The following is an 18114-nucleotide window of genomic DNA, read 5'->3' as shown; positions in this document are numbered from 1 at the left end:
GCAGAACAATTTGCGTTAGTCCAGATCCAGGTGAATGTTGTAAATTCCGAATGCTGCTCCCAGCGTAGCGTAGCGGGCCCGATGACAATCTGATGAAGTTTCGCCGATTGCTCAGGCGGCGTAAGATTGCGCTCGAGGCAAAAATCGATAAAACGGCAGCGATCGCTTGTGGCCGCCTCGCCCTGTGCAAGAAAGGCGAAGTGGATCACGCTGAACGGCTAAACAAGGCGCGTGAAGGGGCGCGCGTGCACTTCGCCGAGCACAGCGTCGCGTTGCGGATGGGGCGTGAAGGTTCGTAGATCCAGTTCATCGATCATGTATTGACGCCTCGCTTCAGGGTGAGCCGGCAACCGTCAGCCTTGACGCGGGGGGCAATGGCGGTGCTGGGAAACGGTTGCGCGCGGCTAGGTTGCCGATCGAGTCATGTCGACGATCACTGTCGCCAAACTTTCTGGCGCAGAGAGTCGGTGCAGGATTTGGGCCAGCACGATAGAAGGGGCACTCTCGCTCTTTTTTCGCAATGTGGCTTTAGAAGACAGTCGGAGGCGGGTTTCAGACATGAAGCGCGCTTGTATTCTGACAGAAAGCGCACGTGGCACAGGCCACGGGGAATTGCCTGTTTTCGGCAAGGTGATCGCTCGCCCGGCCGCTGCCACTGTTTGAGCGGCTGCGCTCTCGTTGGATTTGTCGTTGCAGAGCCCTGCGAGCAACTGCGCCCGGACCCGCGGCGCAAGGCTCGGCGATGGGCTGATAACGTCACGTCACGTGAGGTTGACTTGATCACGCAGCTGGAGCGCTCGCCGTCCTCGTCTTTGAAGCGTCATTCAGAGCAGCGCAAACTTCGCGGCTCGACCGGCGTCCCAGGGATGCAGGTACGTGGCGCCTTGTGAGCGATCGATAAATAGCGGCGGATCACAGATACTGTCGACGACTATTGTGAGTGGGGCGTAGGGCCGAGGCAGTGATCGCGGAAGCGGAAATCTGCGCCTAGCAACGCAAAGAGCCAATCACCGCTGAATTGGTTGGGCCGACTTCCCGGCGGGACTCGGCATCGCCGTGTTCTCCTTGATGTCAGCTCTGTTTAGTCTAGATCGAGCGCACCGAACGGCCTCTCCGATGGGTGGATCTGGCCGAAGGACAGCTAAAGCCTCGATCGCCTATAGCGCAACGGCGCCGATCGACTTTCTTCCCCTGCCGGCTGCGCCGTCATTCCTCGCGAAACAAGAAAGTCGCTCTGCTGCCATCCTCCGCTGGCGCTTCGGCCCCTTCGGGGTGCGCCGTCGATCGCCTCCGGCCTGTCGATCACCATCGAGGCCGCACGGTGCGGGCTCGGAAAACAGAGATCAAGGAGAACCACCATGGCGACCATCGGCACCTTCAAGAAGACCGGCTCGAACGAGTTCACCGGCGAAATCGTCACCCTCTCGCTCCAGGCCAGGAACGTCCGTATCGTCCCCGAAGCCAACCGCTCGGGCGAGAACGCGCCGAGCCACCGGGTCTATGTCGGCCGCGTCGAGATCGGGGCCGGCTGGTCCAAGCGCTCCAACGAGGGCCGCGACTATCTGAGCCTCAAGCTCGACGATCCGAGCTTCACTGCTCCGATCTTCGCTAACCTCTTCGACGACGAGGAGGGCGAGGGCTTCAGCTTGATCTGGTCCCGCCCCAGCCGCCGCAACGGCGACTAACCCGACCCACAATGCCTCGCCCGGCTGGTCCGGGCGAGGCATCGCAGGCGTCAAGAGCCGCGAAGGACCTCGTTGGCCGTGACGGTGGAAGCGGGGAGGGCGTAATCGATTTAGATCAGCGGCCGCGTGCCGCTTTGATCGGCCGTCTTTGATTGGTCTCTACCACGGTTTCAACAATGTCTCCCCAGTCGGGACAGATCGCGACGAGGCGATCCAGCACCGTAGGATCCCGCTCGATCTGTGCGAGCGCCTGAGCGCGCCATTGGTCGTTGAAGCTGACGCTCATCAACCCCAAACATTCGACGACCGAACTGTCAGGCGGCAAGTGTTCCAAGATCGCCGTCACTATGCCGGTCCATTGCTGAAGCAGACGCCAGTGCTCAGCGGCGGTCCCAGTCTCCAATTTCTCTTGAAGGAGATCAATCAGCAAGCGGAAGCGAGTTCGCCAAGGTTGGGGCCTGAGGTCCCCGACGTAAGCGTCCACGACTTCGCGGATGTCGGCTGGCAAGTGCTCATACAGGGTCATAAAAGCCCACTCCATCTCGCCCAGCATGCCGTTCCGCCCAGCATGCCGTTCCGCCCAGCATGCCGTTCCGCCCCTGGACAGATATGCGTCTCCGGAGAGAGACCAGATTTATGTAAGGTCGCCTATCAACTTTTGCGTGAATGAATGCTCCGTTGATTTATAGCGCGTGAAGGCTGCGATGGAGCACAAATTCGCTCCCTCATCGGGCGCGATGAGGATGAACCGCCGTTCGTTTGATCAAGTCGGTTGCCTCGACCCCTAGGGCCTCCGCGATTCGGCCGAGCACGGTCACGCTGGCCGACACGTCTGCGCGTTCAATTGCGCCGACGTAACGGACGCTTAGTCCGGCGCCATCGGCCAACTCTTCCTGCGTCAATTTCTTCACATGACGTATCCGACGCAGATTGATCGCCATGACCTCCTTGAGATCCATGGCGACAAGGGAACTCACATCGGAACGATCGTGCCAGGAACGATCGTTCCGATTCGTGCGGCGTCGTGCTATTCATGGCTCTGCCAAAGGCCTTGTTTGCCTCTGGCGGGGAGCAACGTGATGCAGTCCGCGCATCGCGGGGTATAACCGCAGTTCCATTTCAAGGCTTGCAACGTTTCGGGTCGCCAACCAATTGAGACGTTGCTTCAATGCTGAGGGCTTGATTGCAATGAGCGAAACGTCTTTCCGGGACAGGCCGCCAAAAACCGATCGCGTGAACGCCTACGACGAAAAACTTCTTGTAATCTACGTCCGGCTGTTGATGGCCGACGAAGAGGGGGCCGATTGGCGTGAGGTGGTCCAGGTGATCTTCGGCCTCGACCCTGTTCTGGAACCGGATCGCGCCAAAACCGTCCATGACAGCCATCTCGCCCGTGCGCGATGGATGGTGCAATCCGGATATCAGCAATTGTTGCAACCGCGGATGCAGTGAGCTGGGCTCAATCATTCAAATTGCGATCTCATGTGATGCAACCTCAGGGTCTAGTCTCCCGTGCCGCCTTTTTGGATCGTGGCATGGGGCACAAAAGACGAGAAGACCGACCATGCCAACCCAGTACTGGCGCTCGCCGGAGACGATCGAACGCCTGAACCGCCTTGAGCGGCCCGGATTTGCTCTGGAATTCCTTCGCCGCAACGCCGACTACCGCCGCGACTTCGCCCGCATTGAGCGACAGATCGCACGCGAGGGCGCTGATCCCGACACCATCCGAATGAGTTTCGCACGTCGATGGAGGTTGCGGTGTCGCCCATGATCCAGTCTCTCCGGTAGGGCCCGAGCCAGCCATCTGGCTTCCTGTGGCATCGCCCGGGACCTTGATCCTGGAGACGGCGCCGCCGGGCTTCGATACCCTCCGTTCGATTGATCGCGATGCGTTGGAGCAGTCGCTCGTCGAACTGTCCGATGCTGACGGTCGCGCTCTGGCCATTGCGGACGGATCGGGTGAGCTGCATGTCCGGTTGCGCGACGAGCAGGCGCTGCGCCGCCCTGCCGTGCTTGTGCCGCTCGACAGCATGGGCGAGCTGCGGGCCGAGGTGGCGCTACACCTCGCGCGCTGCCTTGCTGGCCAGCGTACCGGTCTTCTGCCGGTGGCCTTGCGGCTGACGGCGTTCCAGAAACGGCGATTGATTCAGCTCCTTCACGCCTTCGACGTCCACGCCTTGGGCGGCGGCCCGCGGGACGTGGCAGCGAAGGTGCTCGCCTCCGACCACGCCCAGCGTCGTTCAGTCGAGTGGAAGGACTCGCACGCCCGCCGTAAGGCGAACCGGCTCATTCATGATTCGATCGCCCTGGTCGAGCGCGGCCATCTGAAACTCCTGCGCGGCCTCTGACCGGCACTTCGATCTCTCCAATTCGTTCGCCCCGATGAGCTAACCCACGCCTGCCAACGCTTGGCTCCGCCCGGTTGCGACTGTGGGGGGACACAATCCTACGCGAATTTTCGTCCACCCCCAACGCCAAAACTCTCCGCCACTCTGGCCCTGACAAGCCGCGACTTGGCTGCGGCGCTTCAAGGCAAGACGGAGATCTCCCATGCTCGACCGGACCGCGCAGCTCACGACGCGTTACGTGCGCACCCCTGAGGCCGCTCGCCTCCTTGGCCTCTCGCCGCGTACGCTCGAGAAGTATCGCTGTCATGGCAATGGTCCGACCTTCCGCAAACTCGGCGGGCGCGTCGTCTACTCCATCGGCGATCTCGAAGCCTGGGCCGATCAGGCCGCTTGCAGCTCAACGTCGGACCCGCGCTACGTCGAGGCGCGCGCCGCCGGCAACGCCAATCGTTGAGGCTGCGCTTGCTCATGTCGTCGCGCCGCCTCATCACGCCGAGCGAGCGAAGCAAGCTCGATCCGTTCGTCATCGCCACGGGCGATGCCAGCCCGCGCGATCAGCGCGATCTGATGGAGCGGCCATTCTTCTCGCTCGCCAAAGCCAAACGCACGCGCCCGATCCTCTATCAGGCCGGCGACGTGCGTGTCGAAGTCTACGCAGTTCCCCAGCACGGCATGGCGACCATTTGGGATGCAGACGTGCTGATTTGGGCTGCGAGCCAGATCGTCGAGGCGGAGAACCTCGGTCTGAAGACCTCACGCTTCCTGCGCTTCACCCCCTACCAGCTCCTGATCGCCGTTGGCCGGCAGACAGGCGCGCGGGACTACAAGCTGTTGAAGGGGGCGCTGAGCCGTCTGCAGGCGACCGTCATCCGCACCAGCATCCGGCAGGGCGAACATTGGCGGCGGCATCAATTCTCTTGGATCAACGAATGGGAGGAATGTGCGCGGCGGGACGGACGCGTGGAAGGCATGGAATTTGTCCTCCCCGACTGGTTCTATCGCGGCGTCATCGATCGCTCGCTCGTTCTCACGATTGATCCGGCCTACTTCAGCCTGACGGGCGGGATCGAGCGCTGGCTCTACCGCGTCGCGCGCAAGCATGCCGGCCGCCAGCCGGGCGGATGGCTGTTTGAGATCGCACACCTCCACGAGAAATCCGGCAGCCTCGCCAAGCCCGCTGACTTCGCCTTTGATCTCCGCCGCATTGCGACCCGTCAACCGCTGCCAGGTTATCGCCTGAGCATCGAACGCAGGGAGCACCGCGAACTCCTGCGCATCCTGCCCGGCAAGTCATTCACAGCATCTGTGGATGGAGCTGTGAATCATCTCGGGACTTCGGGCGTTCGCGCTCTCGGGACTTCGGGCGTGACCGTATCGGGATTTCGGGAGTGCGAACCACACCTAACGCACTGGCAAGAAAAAGCGATTTCTCCCCCTAACTTAGAGTCTAACTCAGAATCTAACTTTTGTAGTGGGCGCGTGCCTCCTGCGGATAACGCCGCGAGTGCTGATGAGCCGCCAACCAAACACGCAAGCCAACAATTGTTGCCGCGTCCCGGCCATAAGGCGGGAGGCAAGCAGTGATTGTCGCGGTGCTCAACCAGAAGGGCGGCGTCGGCAAGACGACGCTGGCCCTGCACCTTGCCGGTGAATGGGCGCTGCGCGGAAAGCGTGTAACGCTGCTCGATGCCGACCCCCAAGGCTCGGCATTGGACTGGTCGCAGCAGCGGGCGCGGGAGAACGTCTCGCCGCTATTCGGCGTCATTGGCCTCGCGCGGGAGACACTCCATCGCGAGGCGCCGGAGATCGCGCGCACTGTCGATCATGTCGTCATTGACGGGCCGCCGCGCGTCGCCCGATTGATACGATCGGCGCTACTGGCCGCTGACCTGGTGCTGATTCCTGTGCAGCCGTCGCCATTCGACGGCTGGGCTTCGGCCGAGATGCTGGCTCTGCTGCGTGAGGCTCGCATCTACCATCCGAAGCTCTCCGCTCGCTTCGTGCTCAACCGCTGCGATATGCGCACGGGCATCGCCCGCGCGACAGCCGAGACGCTCGCCGATCACGATCCGCCAGTGCTCGCCACCACCATCGGGCAGCGTGTCGTCTTCGCCGACGCCGCACAGTCGGGCCGGCTCGTCTTCGAGCTTGCCGCGCAGGGCACGGCCTCCGGCGAGATCACCGCGCTCGCCGCTGAAGTTGCGAGGTTCGCGCCATGAGCCGGCGGTCCACCAAGCGCGGCTTCGCGTCGCGACCTGGCGATGCCGAAGGCTGGGTCAAGGCCAGCGACGCGTCGCGGCGTCGGACAGATAACACAGCAGCATTGACCGCGCGCCTGACAATCGACGTCTCGCCGGCGCTGCGCGGCCGCATCAAGGTCGCCGCATTCCAGCGCGGCGTCACTGTCGCCGACATGCTGCGCAAATTGCTGGCGCGAGAATTCCCACTGAGACCGGAGAGCCGTCATGAACGACAATGAGGCCTTGCCGCCGCGTGCCGTGTCGCCCTCGCATCGGCGGAGCGTTGCGCTCACCCATGTCGAGCTGACCTGGATCGAGAAGAGGATTGAACATTGGCTGCGCTTCGGTCGTCGGGCCGAGGAGAAGATTCTCGATCGCCGCCGCAGCGTTTCAAGTTTTGCGCCTGGCAGCATCTTCGGCTTCGTTCGCTGGGCATCGAATGACTATGGCACCGTGGTCTCCCGCATGGACATCGTGCGCGCCGTGGAGGCGGGCCAGCGCTATCAGACGCTGCCATTCGTCCGGCCCGGCGGAGAGATCCTGCTGCGCGTCGATAGCTGGCCGAAGGTCGAGCGCGTGTTGCAGGCGATCGATGCCATCGAGGCGCTCGCCATCAATCCCGCCGATGCCGCGCCCGATTACTGGCGGCATCTCCACAACCGTCTCGCCGCCGACCACGTGCCGCGCGCCTACACGCGCGAGCAGCATGTCGCGTGGCTCAAGCGGCGGAGCGTCACACCATGACCCGATTTGGCTATGTCGTGGTGACGTACATTGCCGTGCTCGCTGCCGGTGGCTTGATCTTCTTTCATCCCGCGCCGAGGCTGGTTTGGAACGCCACCGCAAGCACGCCGACAGGGCTCTACGCGCTGCAACCGGTCGGAGAGCTGCACGCTCTCGAACTGGTCGTGGTGCGGCTGCCAGAGTCCATCGCAAATGTCCTCGCCGATGGGCGCTTTCTTCCGAGGGGTGTGCCGCTGCTGAAGCACGTGATGGCGCTGCCGGGGCAGACCGTGTGCCGGTCCGGCGATGCCATCACTGTCGATGACGTCCATGTCGGTGCCGCACACGATCGCGACCATCTCGGTCGACCACTCCCCCGTTGGAGCGGTTGCACCACGCTCCAGCCGGACGAGGTCTTCCTCATGAACCCGACCGTCCCGGATAGCCTGGACGGCCGCTATTTCGGCCTACTGCCCATCAGTTCGATTGTCGCGTGTGCGGTCCCGCTTTTAACCGACGAGGACGGCGATGGCCGCTTCGTCTGGCGCGCCGCGACCCGTTAGCCCGCTTCTCAACCCGCCAAGTAAGGAGGCTTCCTATGGCACAAATCGGTCAGTTCACCCGCGACAAGTCCGGCTTCACCGGACGCGTTGAAACGCTCTTCTTCGAGCGGATTCTCACCCTCGTCCCGGCCGAATCCTCAGATGCCGAGAACGCGCCGGACTACCGCATCCGCCTCGGCGATGCCGATGGCCCGGAGATCGGCGCCGGTTGGAAACGCACCGGCGAGAAGGCCGGCGATTATGTTTCGCTCATCATCGACGATCCGGCGCTGCCGCGGGCGATCCGCGCCAATCTCTTCCAATCAGGCGACGACAAATCGGCATGGACGCTGAACTGGAATCGTCTGCCTCAGCGTGCCGAGCGGGACTGATTGCATGCAGGGTCCCGTCACGCGCGCCGCCAACAATGCGCATCGAAGCTCCATCCTTTTGCTCGCGGCAAAGTCGTCTCATTCCTCCGGTCGGCGCAACCGTCGGCCGGCCGCCGCGCACAGCGGTCGTCAAATCGGCGGTCCGTGCGCACTGCCGGTAGCCAGCATGACGCCTCGCCGTGATGGCGGAAGAGCGGCGGGCTTTGCTGTTGTCCTCCTTATCGGCTTGCTGGTGATTGGCGGGTCAATGCCGGCAGTGTCAGCAGAGAAAGCGCCGGCTCGCGGTCAACCGGCGAACGATCGCTATATTACTTTCGTGACGGAAGCCGCACAGCGCTTTGGCATTCCGACTGCATGGATTCGTGCCGTCATGCGGGAGGAAAGCAACGGGGATCGGCGTGCAGTCTCACCTAAAGGTGCGCTCGGCGTCATGCAACTCATGCCCAAGACCTGGGCGGAGCTGCGCGCGCGCTACGGTCTCGGGCGCGATCCCTTCGATCCCCGTGACAACATCCTCGCGGGCGCCGCCTTTCTTCGCGAACTGCATGACCGCTACGGCTCGCCGGGCTTCCTTGCGGCCTACAATGCAGGCCCCGGCCGCTACGAGGAGTTTCGAGATCGACATCGTCCGCTGCCCGCCGAAACCATGGCCTATGTCACGGCCATCGTCCCTTTTGTCGATGCGGAGAGGGCGCCAGGACCTCTTCTCCTCGCGGTCTCTTCTCGTTCGTCCTGGACGCGGGCGCCGCTGTTTTTCGGCCACGCTGACGCGCCGTCGCCTGCCGCGCGAGCGACAGTCGATCGACCGGCGCACGACAGGCCGGCTGCCGTTCCTGTGCATGATCTCTCGGCAATTGCGCCGCAGTCGGAAGGCCTATTCGTCGCGCTTTCGACAACGGGACGAGCGCAATGATGGCACGGCATCTTCGACATCAAGGTCCAGATCGGCGCACGCCTGCAGGCACTCATGTCGCGGAGATATGGAGATCCGTCGCGCGATGGCGGTCTGCCGCCGCCGTCGGCAGCGAATTCGTGCTCAGGCGTGTGTTAGCGCATTCCTGCGAAGGAGAGAGAGTAGGCGAGGGAGGAGAACAGGCAACAACCGAACGAGGGCGAGATAAAAGGCCGCAAGGTGCGGCTCGGTCGGTCGGTTGTTGTTGCTTTGTTTTTTCGTTGATCCGGCAATGTGGGGCTTCGGCACGCAATGTGCGCCCCACTATCAAGTCATTGCAAAGATTCTCAATTTCGCACATTGCCGAGGCTGGCCATGGCTGAAGAGAAGGAGTTTCAGCCCCGGCCTGGTCGCATCCGCTCCTCGCGGAGCCAGCGCGCCAAGCCCTTCATCGCCCAGGCGCTAGCCTCGGCTCAGCGTGCCGGTGGCGGCATTTCGCGAACCGGTCATCTGACCAGCCACCGTCATTCGCGCTTCGGCCGCGGCCGGGTCGCCAGTGAGCGGGCAAACCGACTGCTCACGGGGCGCTCGCGTCTGGTGACAATCAAGACTCGCGTCGTCCGTCATAAGGCGCGTTCAGCGCCGCTCGCCGCGCACCTCGGCTATCTCCGGCGCGAGGGCGTCACCCGGGACGGGGAGAAGGCCCGTCTGTTCGGCCCGGATACCGACGATGCCGATCCCAAGGCGTTCGGTGAGCGCTGCCAGAATGACCGGCACCATTTCCGGTTCATCGTCTCGCCGGAGGACGCCGCCGACATGGCCGACCTCAAGGGCTTCGCGCGTGAACTGATCGGCCAGATGGAGAGAGATCTCGGGACCAGGCTCGATTGGGTCGCCGTCGATCACTGGAACACCCAGCACCCTCACGTCCACATCCTCGTGCGGGGCGTGGCCGAAGACGGCCAGGACCTCGTCATCTCCCGCGACTACATCAAGGAGGGGATGCGCGCCCGCGCCCAGGACCTGGTCACCCAGGAGCTCGGACTGCGCTCCGACCTCGACATTCGTCGCTCGCTCGAGAGCCAGGTGGAAGCCGAGCGCTGGACACAGCTCGACCGCCAGCTAGTTCGCGATGCCGGTCGGCACGGCATGATTGACCTTGCGCCTGATCGGTCGCAGCAGCCCGATCAGTTCCATGCGTGCAAGGTCGGACGGCTGCGACGCCTGGAGAGCCTTGGCCTCGCGCATCAACTCGGGCCGGGTCAATGGTCCATGGACGAGGGCGCCGAGACGACGTTGCGCGAGCTCGGCGAGCGCGGCGACATCATCAAGCGCATCCACCGCAGCCTGACCGAACGCGGTATCGAGCGCGGGAGCGGCAGCTACGTGCTGGCAGGCGAAAGCCTCGACGTCCCCGTGATCGGACGCCTCGTCGATCGCGGTCTCGACGACGAGCTCAAGGCGACCGCCTATGCCGTGGTCGACGGCGTCGATGGCCGTACTCACCATATCAAGTTCCCCGATCTCGATGCCGCCGGTGACAGCGCACCGGGCTCGATCGTCGAGCTCCGTAGATTCGACGACGCGCGCGGTCAGCGTCGCTGGGCGCTGGCCGTCCGTTCCGATCTTTCGATCGAAGCGCAGGTGACGGCGAGCGGTGCGACATGGCTCGACCGGCAGGCCGTCGCGCGCGACCCTGTTGCGCTTGGCCAGGGGGGCTTCGGCGCCGAGGTCCGCGATGCAATGCAGCGGCGGGCTGAGCAGCTCATCGAGCAGGGGCTCGCCGAGCGGCAGTCGCGCAGACTGGTGTTCGCGAAGAACCTCATCGGCACGCTACGGCGCCGCGAGTTAGAGGATCTCGGCAAGCAGCTCGCCGCCGAGACCGGCCAGCCGTTCAACCCGTCGGCTGGTGGCGAATATGTCACTGGGACCTATCGACAACGGTTCGCGCTCGCCTCCGGCCGCTTCGCGATGATCGACGACGGTCTCGGCTTCCAGCTCGTGCCGTGGACTCCGTCACTCGAAAAGCAGCTCGGAAGGCACGTCTCCGGCGTCGCCCGCAATGACGGCGGCATCGATTGGGGCTTTGGAAGCAACCGGGGGATCGGCTTGTGAGCAATCCTTCCAATCACTCACGTCAGGAAAGGGCGGCGGCCATGTCCGCGACCAAAATACTGTGGGGGCAGGTCATCACCGTCTTAGTGATCGTCCTGCTGACGTTCTGGACCGCGACGGAATGGACAGCCTGGCGACTCGGCTTCCAAACGCAACTCGGGCAGCCCTGGTTCGAGCTGTTCCACTTTCCATTCTACCTTCCTCCCGCCTTCCTCTGGTGGTGGTACGCCTATGATGCTTACGCGCCACATATCTTCATCGAGGGCGCCTATATCGCGGCCTCCGGCGGCATCATCGCCGCCGCGGTCGCGATCGGCATGTCGGTCTGGCGCGCCCGCGAAGCGAAGAATGCCGAGACCTATGGCTCGGCACGATGGGCTGAGGCGAAGGAGATGGGGCAGGCTGGTCTGCTCGGGCCGGACGGCGTGGTGCTCGGCCGGTTCGAGCGCACCTATCTCCGCCATGATGGACCGGAGCACGTCCTTTGCTTCGCGCCGACCCGGAGCGGCAAGGGAGTCGGGCTCGTCATCCCGTCGCTGCTAACCTGGCCGGGCTCGGCGATCGTCCACGACATCAAGGGCGAGAACTGGCAGCTCACGGCCGGCTTCCGGGCTCGGCACGGCCGCGTTCTTCTGTTCGATCCAACCAATGCAAAATCGTCGGCCTACAACCCGCTGCTGGAGGTCCGGCACGGCGAATGGGAGGTACGCGACGTCCAGAACATTGCGGACATCCTTGTCGATCCCGAGGGCAGCCTCGAGAAACGAAACCACTGGGAGAAGACCAGTCACGCGCTCCTGGTCGGCGCCATCCTCCACGTCCTCTATGCCGAGGAGGACAAGACGCTCGCCGGAGTCGCAGCCTTCCTGTCCGATCCCAAGCGGCCGATCGAATCGACGCTCGCCGCGATGATGCGGACGGCACATCTCGGCGAGGCCGGCGTCCATCCCGTCGTCGCCTCCGCCGCGCGGGAACTCTTGAACAAGTCCGGTAACGAGCGCTCCGGCGTCCTGAGCACCGCGATGTCGTTCCTGGGCCTCTACCGAGATCCCGTGGTGGCGGAGGTGACGCGCCGCTGCGACTGGCGGATCACCGACATCGTCGGCGGAGAGCGGGCGACCACGCTGTACCTCGTCGTGCCGCCATCGGACATCAACCGGACCAAGCCGCTGATCCGCCTGATCCTCAATCAGATCGGCCGCCGCCTGACCGAGGATCTCCAGGCCAAGGCCGGCCGGCGGCGGCTCCTCCTGATGCTCGACGAATTCCCTGCGCTTGGCCGGCTCGACTTCTTTGAGTCAGCACTGGCCTTCATGGCTGGTTACGGCATCAAGAGTTTCCTGATCGCCCAGTCGCTGAACCAGATCGAGAAGGCCTACGGGCCAAACAACTCGATCCTCGACAACTGTCACGTCCGGGTCAGTTTCGCGACCAATGACGAAAGGACAGCGAAGCGGGTATCCGACGCGCTGGGCATGGCGACCGAGATGAAGGCAATGAAGAACTATGCTGGCAGCCGCCTTGCACCTTGGCTCGGTCACCTCATGGTGTCGCGGTCGGAGACCGCCCGGCCGCTGCTCACACCCGGCGAGATGATGCAGCTCCCGCCATCCGAAGAGATCGTCATGATGTCGGGCCTCCATCCGATCCGCGCCAAGAAGGCGCGCTATTACGAGGACAGACGTTTCCAGGAACGCATCCTAGCGCCGCCGGAGCTGACCAAGCCCAGCGGCTGCCGCCCGGACGATTGGAGTAAGCGGCCGCTGCCGCCGCGCCCGACAGCGGCGCTGACCTCAGCCGACGACCAGGCCGACGTAGAGGACCCGAAGACGGCGGACCGCCGGCGGCAGCCGGAACTGGCCCGTGACGCCGTGGAGAGGAGAGAACCCATCGACAACGAATTCGCTTCGGAATTTGTCGACGAACTCGAGGAAGATGCTCCGCGAATTGGACGCCTCAACGACATGATGCAGGGCGTCGCGCGCCAGGCATCGCTCGATCCCGGCGACGATCTCGGATTGTGAGGCAGGCATGAGTGCGCCAAAGAAGAAAGCGCAGATGTCGGTCTATCTCGATCCTGATATCATGAAGACGCTGTCAGCCTACGCGGCTCGGCGCGAACAGTCGCTGTCGCTCATCGCCGAAGCGGCGATCGCGACCTTCCTGTCGCCGGACGCCGACGAGCTGCGGGAGGCCGCTATTGCCAAGAGGCTCGATCAAATTGATCGCCGGATCGCGCGGCTTGAGCGGGATGTCGGGATTTCGGTCGAGACCATCGCACTCTTCATCCGGTTCTGGCTCACGACGACACCGCCACTCCCCGAGCCGACCGCAAAGGCCGCGCGGGCACAAGCCGGAGCGCGCTATGATAACTTCGTCGCAGCATTGGGCCGGCGACTAAGCCATGGGCCCAAGCTGAGGCAGGAAATCCTGGATGACGTAGATGGCGTTCAATCTTCCGTCGGCCTAGACCAAGCGGGCTCCGAGGGTAATTAGTCGTCCGTTCTTTACAGCTCTGAGCACCGCAGCTCGGCGGAGCGCACAGGACATTCACCGTTCAGCTGTCGCTGCCGCTAACATCCCCGCCGGTTAAGGACTGGGCGGCGTTCTCAACGTCGAACCAAGCATCGGGCCGAGGCTCGTCAGCTTCTCGAAAGCTAGCGCACCATTATGAGATCTCTGGACAATAGACCAACGCAAGGCTTTCGAAGCGGCTCTTGGCTAGGCCGGCAAATTGCAAAGGGGGTGTCCGATTTCGACGGGCTGTTGTTTTCGAGCCCGTCAATCAGCTTCTCGAGCTGAACCCTCCGCAGCCCGCGCGCCGGATCCGAGCTTAGCTCGGAGGTTGAGAAACCTCTATGTCCTCCACGGCGCGGCATAGATGCTTGTTCACCACCATAGCGAACACATTGTCGTCCGCATCGGAGATGGACTTTGATGAACACTAGCGGACTTGGCGGTCGGGCGCCTCCCAAACGGTCTGCAAGCATTCGCAGTCAAAGTTCGAGCAAGTTAGCTTAGTCCCTCCCTGCGCGACGTGGGCTGCCGTGCCCAGCACGATTTTCTTGATTTTCCATGGTCCAACCGCTCAGCACGCCATTGTTCTCCGGCATGTATGACCAGCGGGCGGCTAGCTTCGGGCGGCAGCCTTGTTCGAACATCCGCGAACACTCCTGTCCGGCCGCGATTCACGCGGCTGAACAGCAAAATTGATCGAAGTGCCAGTTGGTGCAGGAAACGCTTGACGTGCTGGCGAGCACTGGCAGTTTTTAAGGCGCACCGATTCGCAGGTCGTGCTCCAGTGTCCCTCGAATGATTCCGTCGTCATCGACCACGAACCCGTCGCGGTCCTCTGCCTTGGCTATTTCGATACCGATCTGCATCGAGCTCTCCTCTCATCCTGCCTGGCGGGGAAAGGGGTTAGCAGGCTCCATTCGGTGGCTCACAAACCAGCTTTTCTGGTGGCGCGAAGCGCGCGATTCGTGTCCAAGTTCTGACACGGGACAAAGTCCGTCAGGTTCAAAACACCGGCTGCGTTTGGGGCGCCTTGGAGTTTTCAAAGCGTAGTCAGGCGCTTGATGCGTGCTGACCGAGCTGGCACGCCCGTTGCTAATGGGATGCAGAAACACGGAGTGAGGGCTGAGCGCACACCAGATGCGCAAAACGAGTGATGCTCGCCTTCTCTTGAACCCGTGTGCTCTGTTTCTGAGAGAGACAGGCTAGCACACAAAGTCGCGCAACGAGTGGCAATAGTTTTGGAAAGCAACATGGTGCTGCACATGGAGTCCCCAGCTCCCCCGATCAAGGTGGAGAACTGGCTGCGAGGCGAGCCCCTCACGAGCTTCCAGCCCGGGAAGGTGTACATCGTCGAAGTTTGGGCAACTTGGTGCGGACCATGTGCGGCAGTGATGCCTCATCTGGTAGAGCTGCAAGAGAAATACAAAGACAGCGGACTTGAGCTGCTCGGCGTCGCAGCTTACGAACAAGCTCCAACGGCGGACGAGGCCCGAACAAGCTTGGACGCGTGGTTGACCGACAAGTTCTCGAACCTGAACTTTCGGATCGGGTTCGACTCCACAGGCGAAATGAACAAGCTTTGGATGGATTCCAGCTTTTCTGTCGGGATTCCCACCTCGTTCGTCGTTGACCGTGACGGCCACATCGCCTTTATCGGTCTTCCGATGCAGCTCGATGACGTCTTGCCGAAAGTTCTTAACGGCAGCTGGCGGACCAGCGATGAAGCTAAAGCCGCCGACACAGAGCGGATCGAAACCGGACGACGCGAAATGGACGAAATGACGCGCAAGCGGGCGTTGGCTGAGCCAATTCTCGCCGCGATGAAGGCGGAGGATTGGGCAAAGGCGGTTTCGGCGGTCGAAGAGGCCCTCGCGGTGATGCCGGACGACCTCAACTTCCGCGCGCGCCATGCGGATCTGTTGCTTCACAAACTGCGCAACATGCAGACCGGCTTGCCGGTTATGAGGCAATTCGCTCGCGACGCGATCGACAAAAACAATGAGGTGTGGATGGAAGAGGCGCTGCGCCAACTCTTCAATCCGGCGAATGACAACTCCCACGTCCCGTCTGCCGAGCGCTTTGCGATGGGCAAAGAGTTGTCCGAACACATTCTTGCGCTGAATCCTCCGCACCGGGACGGTGGCCCCAAGTGGCTGTCTTATGGGGCGGTCGCGCAGTATTATTACGAGAGCGGCAACAAGGATCGCGCAATCGAATTGGTCGAGGTGGCGTTGAACTCGCTAGGCGGTCCTGAGCCTATCCCCGACGAGCTGAAACAGCACGTCACGCCGCCGTTGCTCCAAGCGCTGGCCAACTACAAGGGTGAGAAGGCTTGCTGTGAGAGTGTTTGTGCAACTCCGCAGGGCGCTCAGTGATGGCCCTGTAATTTGCTCACTTGGGATTTTTAATAAACACCAGGCGAACTACGCGCAGGCTCGACAGAACCTGATCGATCACATTTCACGCTACAGTCACACTAAGGGCCTCGATTCCGTGTGGTTCATCCAAGCAACGTCGACAGCTGTTAGATGCCACATCCGATGACACATGGACAAAAACGATAGGCTTATTGTCACGAGGCTGAGAGCGGTCAGCATGAAGGGTGGTTGTCCAAAGAGGTCTGGGACTGCAACCCCCGCATCTAACTCAGAGCCTTCACGCCTCACAAACTCTAACCGCAACGCAAAGCAAGAAAATGAGTTCATGGGACGGACTTAGCCCCGGCCAGTTCTTGGCTCGAGTGGCATTTTCAGTCGCTATCACGGCCGCCGTTGTCGTCGGGACTTTCGTCGCAATCCGCTACATGGCGGGCTTTTATCGATGATCACCACGCCCAGTGCTCAAGCATTCCGGCCCCCGAGTGTTGCGGGGACAGCAATTCCGAGTGACCTAAAACACGATCTCCAATATACCAATGCTTCGGGCCATGGAGTGTAGGCGATGGGAAGGAACCTGATGATCTGGGTCGGATCGGAGAGATCGAAATCGACGAGTCGGCTGCGATCGCAGTCGAGCGGATCGGCGACGAGATGACCGTCGTCATCGCGAGTATTGTGGGCGTTCATTGTCAGGTAACGGCGGATCAGGCGCTTGAACTTTCTCGCGTCCTGGCTGTTGCCGCGAAGAATGCGGAGAAGTTCCGTGTCACCGGTTGACTTGACAGATTTGCCGATCGGGGGACAGAAATCGTCGATTAGCTTTACGGTTCCGCCGATAGCTTGACGCCAGCGGCGATATGTCTCGAGAAACCTGGATTGCACGCCTTGGCAGGTCAGCGGATGCCCTGGACGCTGAGGCAGATGGCTGTTGCGTAGAACAGCGCGACCCACTTGCCCTGACAAGAACACCTGCGCAGATCAGGCCGGCGAACACGAGGACCGGAAGCGAAGCCCGGCAACGGAGGCTAACCCAGCCGGACCTCGCCCCCGCTGATCCCGGAGGGGATCGAGATGAAGTATCGCATAGAAAGCGTGCCGTTTTCCGTCTCAGTTACGGATCGTTTCGCCGGAAAGCACCGCTTGAGGTCGGCTAGGCTTCGGCGGTGTCCGCCTCAACATGGGCACCACGCATCCGAAGCCCCAGCCGCGCCAGCCTCGGCTGGGGCTTGAGCGCACACGGCGGCGGAGCTAGGCGGCCACGGGTGCGAGCTATGATCGGCAAGTCCAAATCATGATCGAGCCAATTCTGATAATGGCGGCAATCGGCGTCGCGCTGGTCGAATCAATCGTCGGGCTGGTTCGAGACCAAGGCCGAGCTCGAGCGAAGGCAACTCTCAGGCCAGTCAGCACGGCCTGACCCCGTCACAGGACAGCGGATCATCATTTCTGACATATCGAACTCGTGCTGCAACTAAGCCTATGCCATATATTTATGACATCGCGCAGTGTGAGGCTCAAAGATGTTCCTGCCGCGGCGCCGGTTTTCGTCGCCTCGAATTATCATCACAGCCCGGGAAGAAAGGCGAGTATCGCTGCGCGGCCTGTGATAGCTCGCTAGAGATTCTCGACGGCAGCAAGCTGGTCTGCTACCGGCTCACCATTGAGCCGTCCACCAGGGCTATGCGCGATTAGGACAAGGGCGCATGCTTGCGTTTTGGTCGTTCGAGCCCTGCTATCCTGCTCGCACTATCGGCGTCCCTAGAGAGTTGTTAACAGAAGCCGCTTCAGCTGGCTTTCGCTGAGGCCGCTTGCCCACCGTTCGCCCGGTCGCGGACAAAGCTGGTGGCTCGGATCGCGGTTCGGGCACTTGCGCACGCGACCCTCACACCTCGGATCCCCGTTTTTGGCTGCGTCCGTCGCCGCTCGGTCGCGGGTGCGATATCGAGGCAGTGCAATCACTATGATGGTGCGACGAATGCCCACATTCGGTCGGATAAGCCCAGTGGTGCGACCAGTAAGTCATTAATTGTTCTCAACCCGGGGCTGACTCTTAATCAGCGGGTCCCAGGTTCGAGCCCTGGTGCGCCCACCAAAGGAAAATCCTTATTTTCCAAGACGCGCGATATCGATCGAGAACAAAGCGAGTCTCGTTGACCTGAGCCCCAAAGGTCGTCCAGCGATGGGCGGAATCCTTTGGTCATTTGCTCTGAGACCATTCTTTGGACCGCCGGAGGCTGGAGTTTTCCGGCTTCGTCATGATGGCGGGCTGGCTGCGTCAT

20 protein-coding genes and 1 tRNA gene are annotated in these 18114 nt (G+C 62.2%); 18 read left to right on the top strand and 3 right to left on the bottom strand.

Annotation, left to right across the window (positions count from 1 at the left end; all coding sequences use genetic code 11):
• Window positions 1-209, bottom strand: a 209-nt coding sequence (locus AC5ZFO_RS45130) for a DUF3422 family protein (RefSeq protein ID WP_496123916.1), incomplete at its 3' end; no start/stop codon positions are given.
• A gap of 1149 nt (window positions 210-1358) precedes the next feature.
• On the opposite strand from AC5ZFO_RS45130, the gene AC5ZFO_RS45125 reads away from it, so the two are divergent.
• Entirely contained in the window at window positions 1359-1685 is a 327-nt protein-coding gene (locus AC5ZFO_RS45125) for a DUF736 domain-containing protein (RefSeq protein ID WP_183714201.1), read from the top strand.
• 115 nt (window positions 1686-1800) lie between these two features.
• Here the strand turns inward: AC5ZFO_RS45125 and AC5ZFO_RS45120 are convergent, their stop codons facing one another.
• On the bottom strand, window positions 1801-2238 hold the full coding sequence (locus tag AC5ZFO_RS45120; protein WP_496123915.1) for a hypothetical protein: 438 nt from the start codon (window positions 2236-2238) through the stop codon (window positions 1801-1803).
• A gap of 172 nt (window positions 2239-2410) precedes the next feature.
• Complete coding sequence (locus tag AC5ZFO_RS45115; protein ID WP_183232352.1) at window positions 2411-2644, bottom strand: helix-turn-helix domain-containing protein; 234 nt, start codon at window positions 2642-2644, stop codon at window positions 2411-2413.
• 229 nt (window positions 2645-2873) lie between these two features.
• Here AC5ZFO_RS45115 and AC5ZFO_RS45110 point away from each other — a divergent pair, with 229 nt between their 5' ends.
• The 17 genes from AC5ZFO_RS45110 (at window position 2874) to AC5ZFO_RS45030 (ending at window position 17927) form a co-directional block, all read left to right on the top strand.
• Window positions 2874-3137, top strand: coding sequence for a DUF2285 domain-containing protein (locus tag AC5ZFO_RS45110; protein WP_496123914.1), 264 nt, complete (start codon window positions 2874-2876; stop codon window positions 3135-3137).
• 112 nt (window positions 3138-3249) lie between these two features.
• Window positions 3250-3459 carry a transcriptional regulator domain-containing protein gene (locus AC5ZFO_RS45105; RefSeq protein WP_091878676.1) on the top strand — a complete coding sequence of 70 codons (210 nt, stop codon included), beginning with the start codon at window positions 3250-3252 and terminating at the stop codon, window positions 3457-3459.
• A 61-nt stretch (window positions 3460-3520) separates the two neighbouring features.
• Entirely contained in the window at window positions 3521-4036 is a 516-nt protein-coding gene (locus AC5ZFO_RS45100; protein ID WP_496123913.1) for a DUF2285 domain-containing protein, read from the top strand.
• A gap of 202 nt (window positions 4037-4238) precedes the next feature.
• On the top strand, window positions 4239-4490 hold the full coding sequence (locus tag AC5ZFO_RS45095; RefSeq protein ID WP_496123912.1) for a helix-turn-helix transcriptional regulator: 252 nt from the start codon (window positions 4239-4241) through the stop codon (window positions 4488-4490).
• 14 nt (window positions 4491-4504) lie between these two features.
• Entirely contained in the window at window positions 4505-5620 is a 1116-nt protein-coding gene (locus AC5ZFO_RS45090) for a replication initiator protein A (RefSeq protein WP_496123917.1), read from the top strand.
• Window positions 5617-6255 carry a ParA family partition ATPase gene (gene parA, locus AC5ZFO_RS45085; protein ID WP_496123911.1) on the top strand — a complete coding sequence of 213 codons (639 nt, stop codon included), beginning with the start codon at window positions 5617-5619 and terminating at the stop codon, window positions 6253-6255. Before AC5ZFO_RS45090 ends, parA begins: the two co-directional genes overlap by 4 nt.
• The gene (locus AC5ZFO_RS45080; RefSeq protein ID WP_496123910.1) at window positions 6252-6515 is read left to right on the top strand and encodes a ribbon-helix-helix protein; all 264 of its coding nucleotides are present in this window, start codon (window positions 6252-6254) and stop codon (window positions 6513-6515) included. The genes parA and AC5ZFO_RS45080 overlap by 4 nt, the downstream gene beginning before the upstream one ends.
• Window positions 6502-7020, top strand: coding sequence for a DUF2840 domain-containing protein (locus tag AC5ZFO_RS45075; protein ID WP_496123909.1), 519 nt, complete (start codon window positions 6502-6504; stop codon window positions 7018-7020). Before AC5ZFO_RS45080 ends, AC5ZFO_RS45075 begins: the two co-directional genes overlap by 14 nt.
• Window positions 7017-7562 carry a S26 family signal peptidase gene (locus tag AC5ZFO_RS45070; protein WP_496123908.1) on the top strand — a complete coding sequence of 182 codons (546 nt, stop codon included), beginning with the start codon at window positions 7017-7019 and terminating at the stop codon, window positions 7560-7562. Before AC5ZFO_RS45075 ends, AC5ZFO_RS45070 begins: the two co-directional genes overlap by 4 nt.
• 35 nt (window positions 7563-7597) lie before the next feature.
• Complete coding sequence (locus AC5ZFO_RS45065; protein WP_496123907.1) at window positions 7598-7933, top strand: DUF736 domain-containing protein; 336 nt, start codon at window positions 7598-7600, stop codon at window positions 7931-7933.
• Between the two features lie 4 nt (window positions 7934-7937).
• Complete coding sequence (locus AC5ZFO_RS45060; protein WP_496123906.1) at window positions 7938-8846, top strand: lytic transglycosylase domain-containing protein; 909 nt, start codon at window positions 7938-7940, stop codon at window positions 8844-8846.
• Window positions 8847-9200: 354 nt separating this feature from the next.
• A complete protein-coding gene (locus tag AC5ZFO_RS45055) occupies window positions 9201-10940 on the top strand; it encodes a relaxase/mobilization nuclease domain-containing protein (protein WP_496123905.1) in 1740 nt (579 codons plus the stop codon).
• A 41-nt stretch (window positions 10941-10981) separates the two neighbouring features.
• Window positions 10982-12964 (top strand): conjugal transfer protein TraG, encoded by a 1983-nt coding sequence (locus tag AC5ZFO_RS45050; protein ID WP_496123904.1) that lies wholly within the window; start codon window positions 10982-10984, stop codon window positions 12962-12964.
• A 7-nt stretch (window positions 12965-12971) separates the two neighbouring features.
• The gene (locus AC5ZFO_RS45045) at window positions 12972-13436 is read left to right on the top strand and encodes a CopG family transcriptional regulator (protein ID WP_496123903.1); all 465 of its coding nucleotides are present in this window, start codon (window positions 12972-12974) and stop codon (window positions 13434-13436) included.
• A 1271-nt stretch (window positions 13437-14707) separates the two neighbouring features.
• Window positions 14708-15832, top strand: a complete 1125-nt coding sequence (locus tag AC5ZFO_RS45040; protein ID WP_496123902.1) for a TlpA disulfide reductase family protein — start codon at window positions 14708-14710, stop codon at window positions 15830-15832.
• Between the two features lie 654 nt (window positions 15833-16486).
• Window positions 16487-16612 (top strand): hypothetical protein, encoded by a 126-nt coding sequence (locus AC5ZFO_RS45035; protein ID WP_496123901.1) that lies wholly within the window; start codon window positions 16487-16489, stop codon window positions 16610-16612.
• A 1210-nt stretch (window positions 16613-17822) separates the two neighbouring features.
• A tRNA-Ser gene (locus AC5ZFO_RS45030) sits at window positions 17823-17927 on the top strand.
• Window positions 17928-18114 lie beyond the last annotated feature (187 nt).

It is taken from the genome of Bradyrhizobium sp. Unk1 (assembly GCF_059512345.1).
Note: the sequence above shows the minus strand (reverse complement) of the source record. Positions and strands in the feature narration are given on the sequence as shown.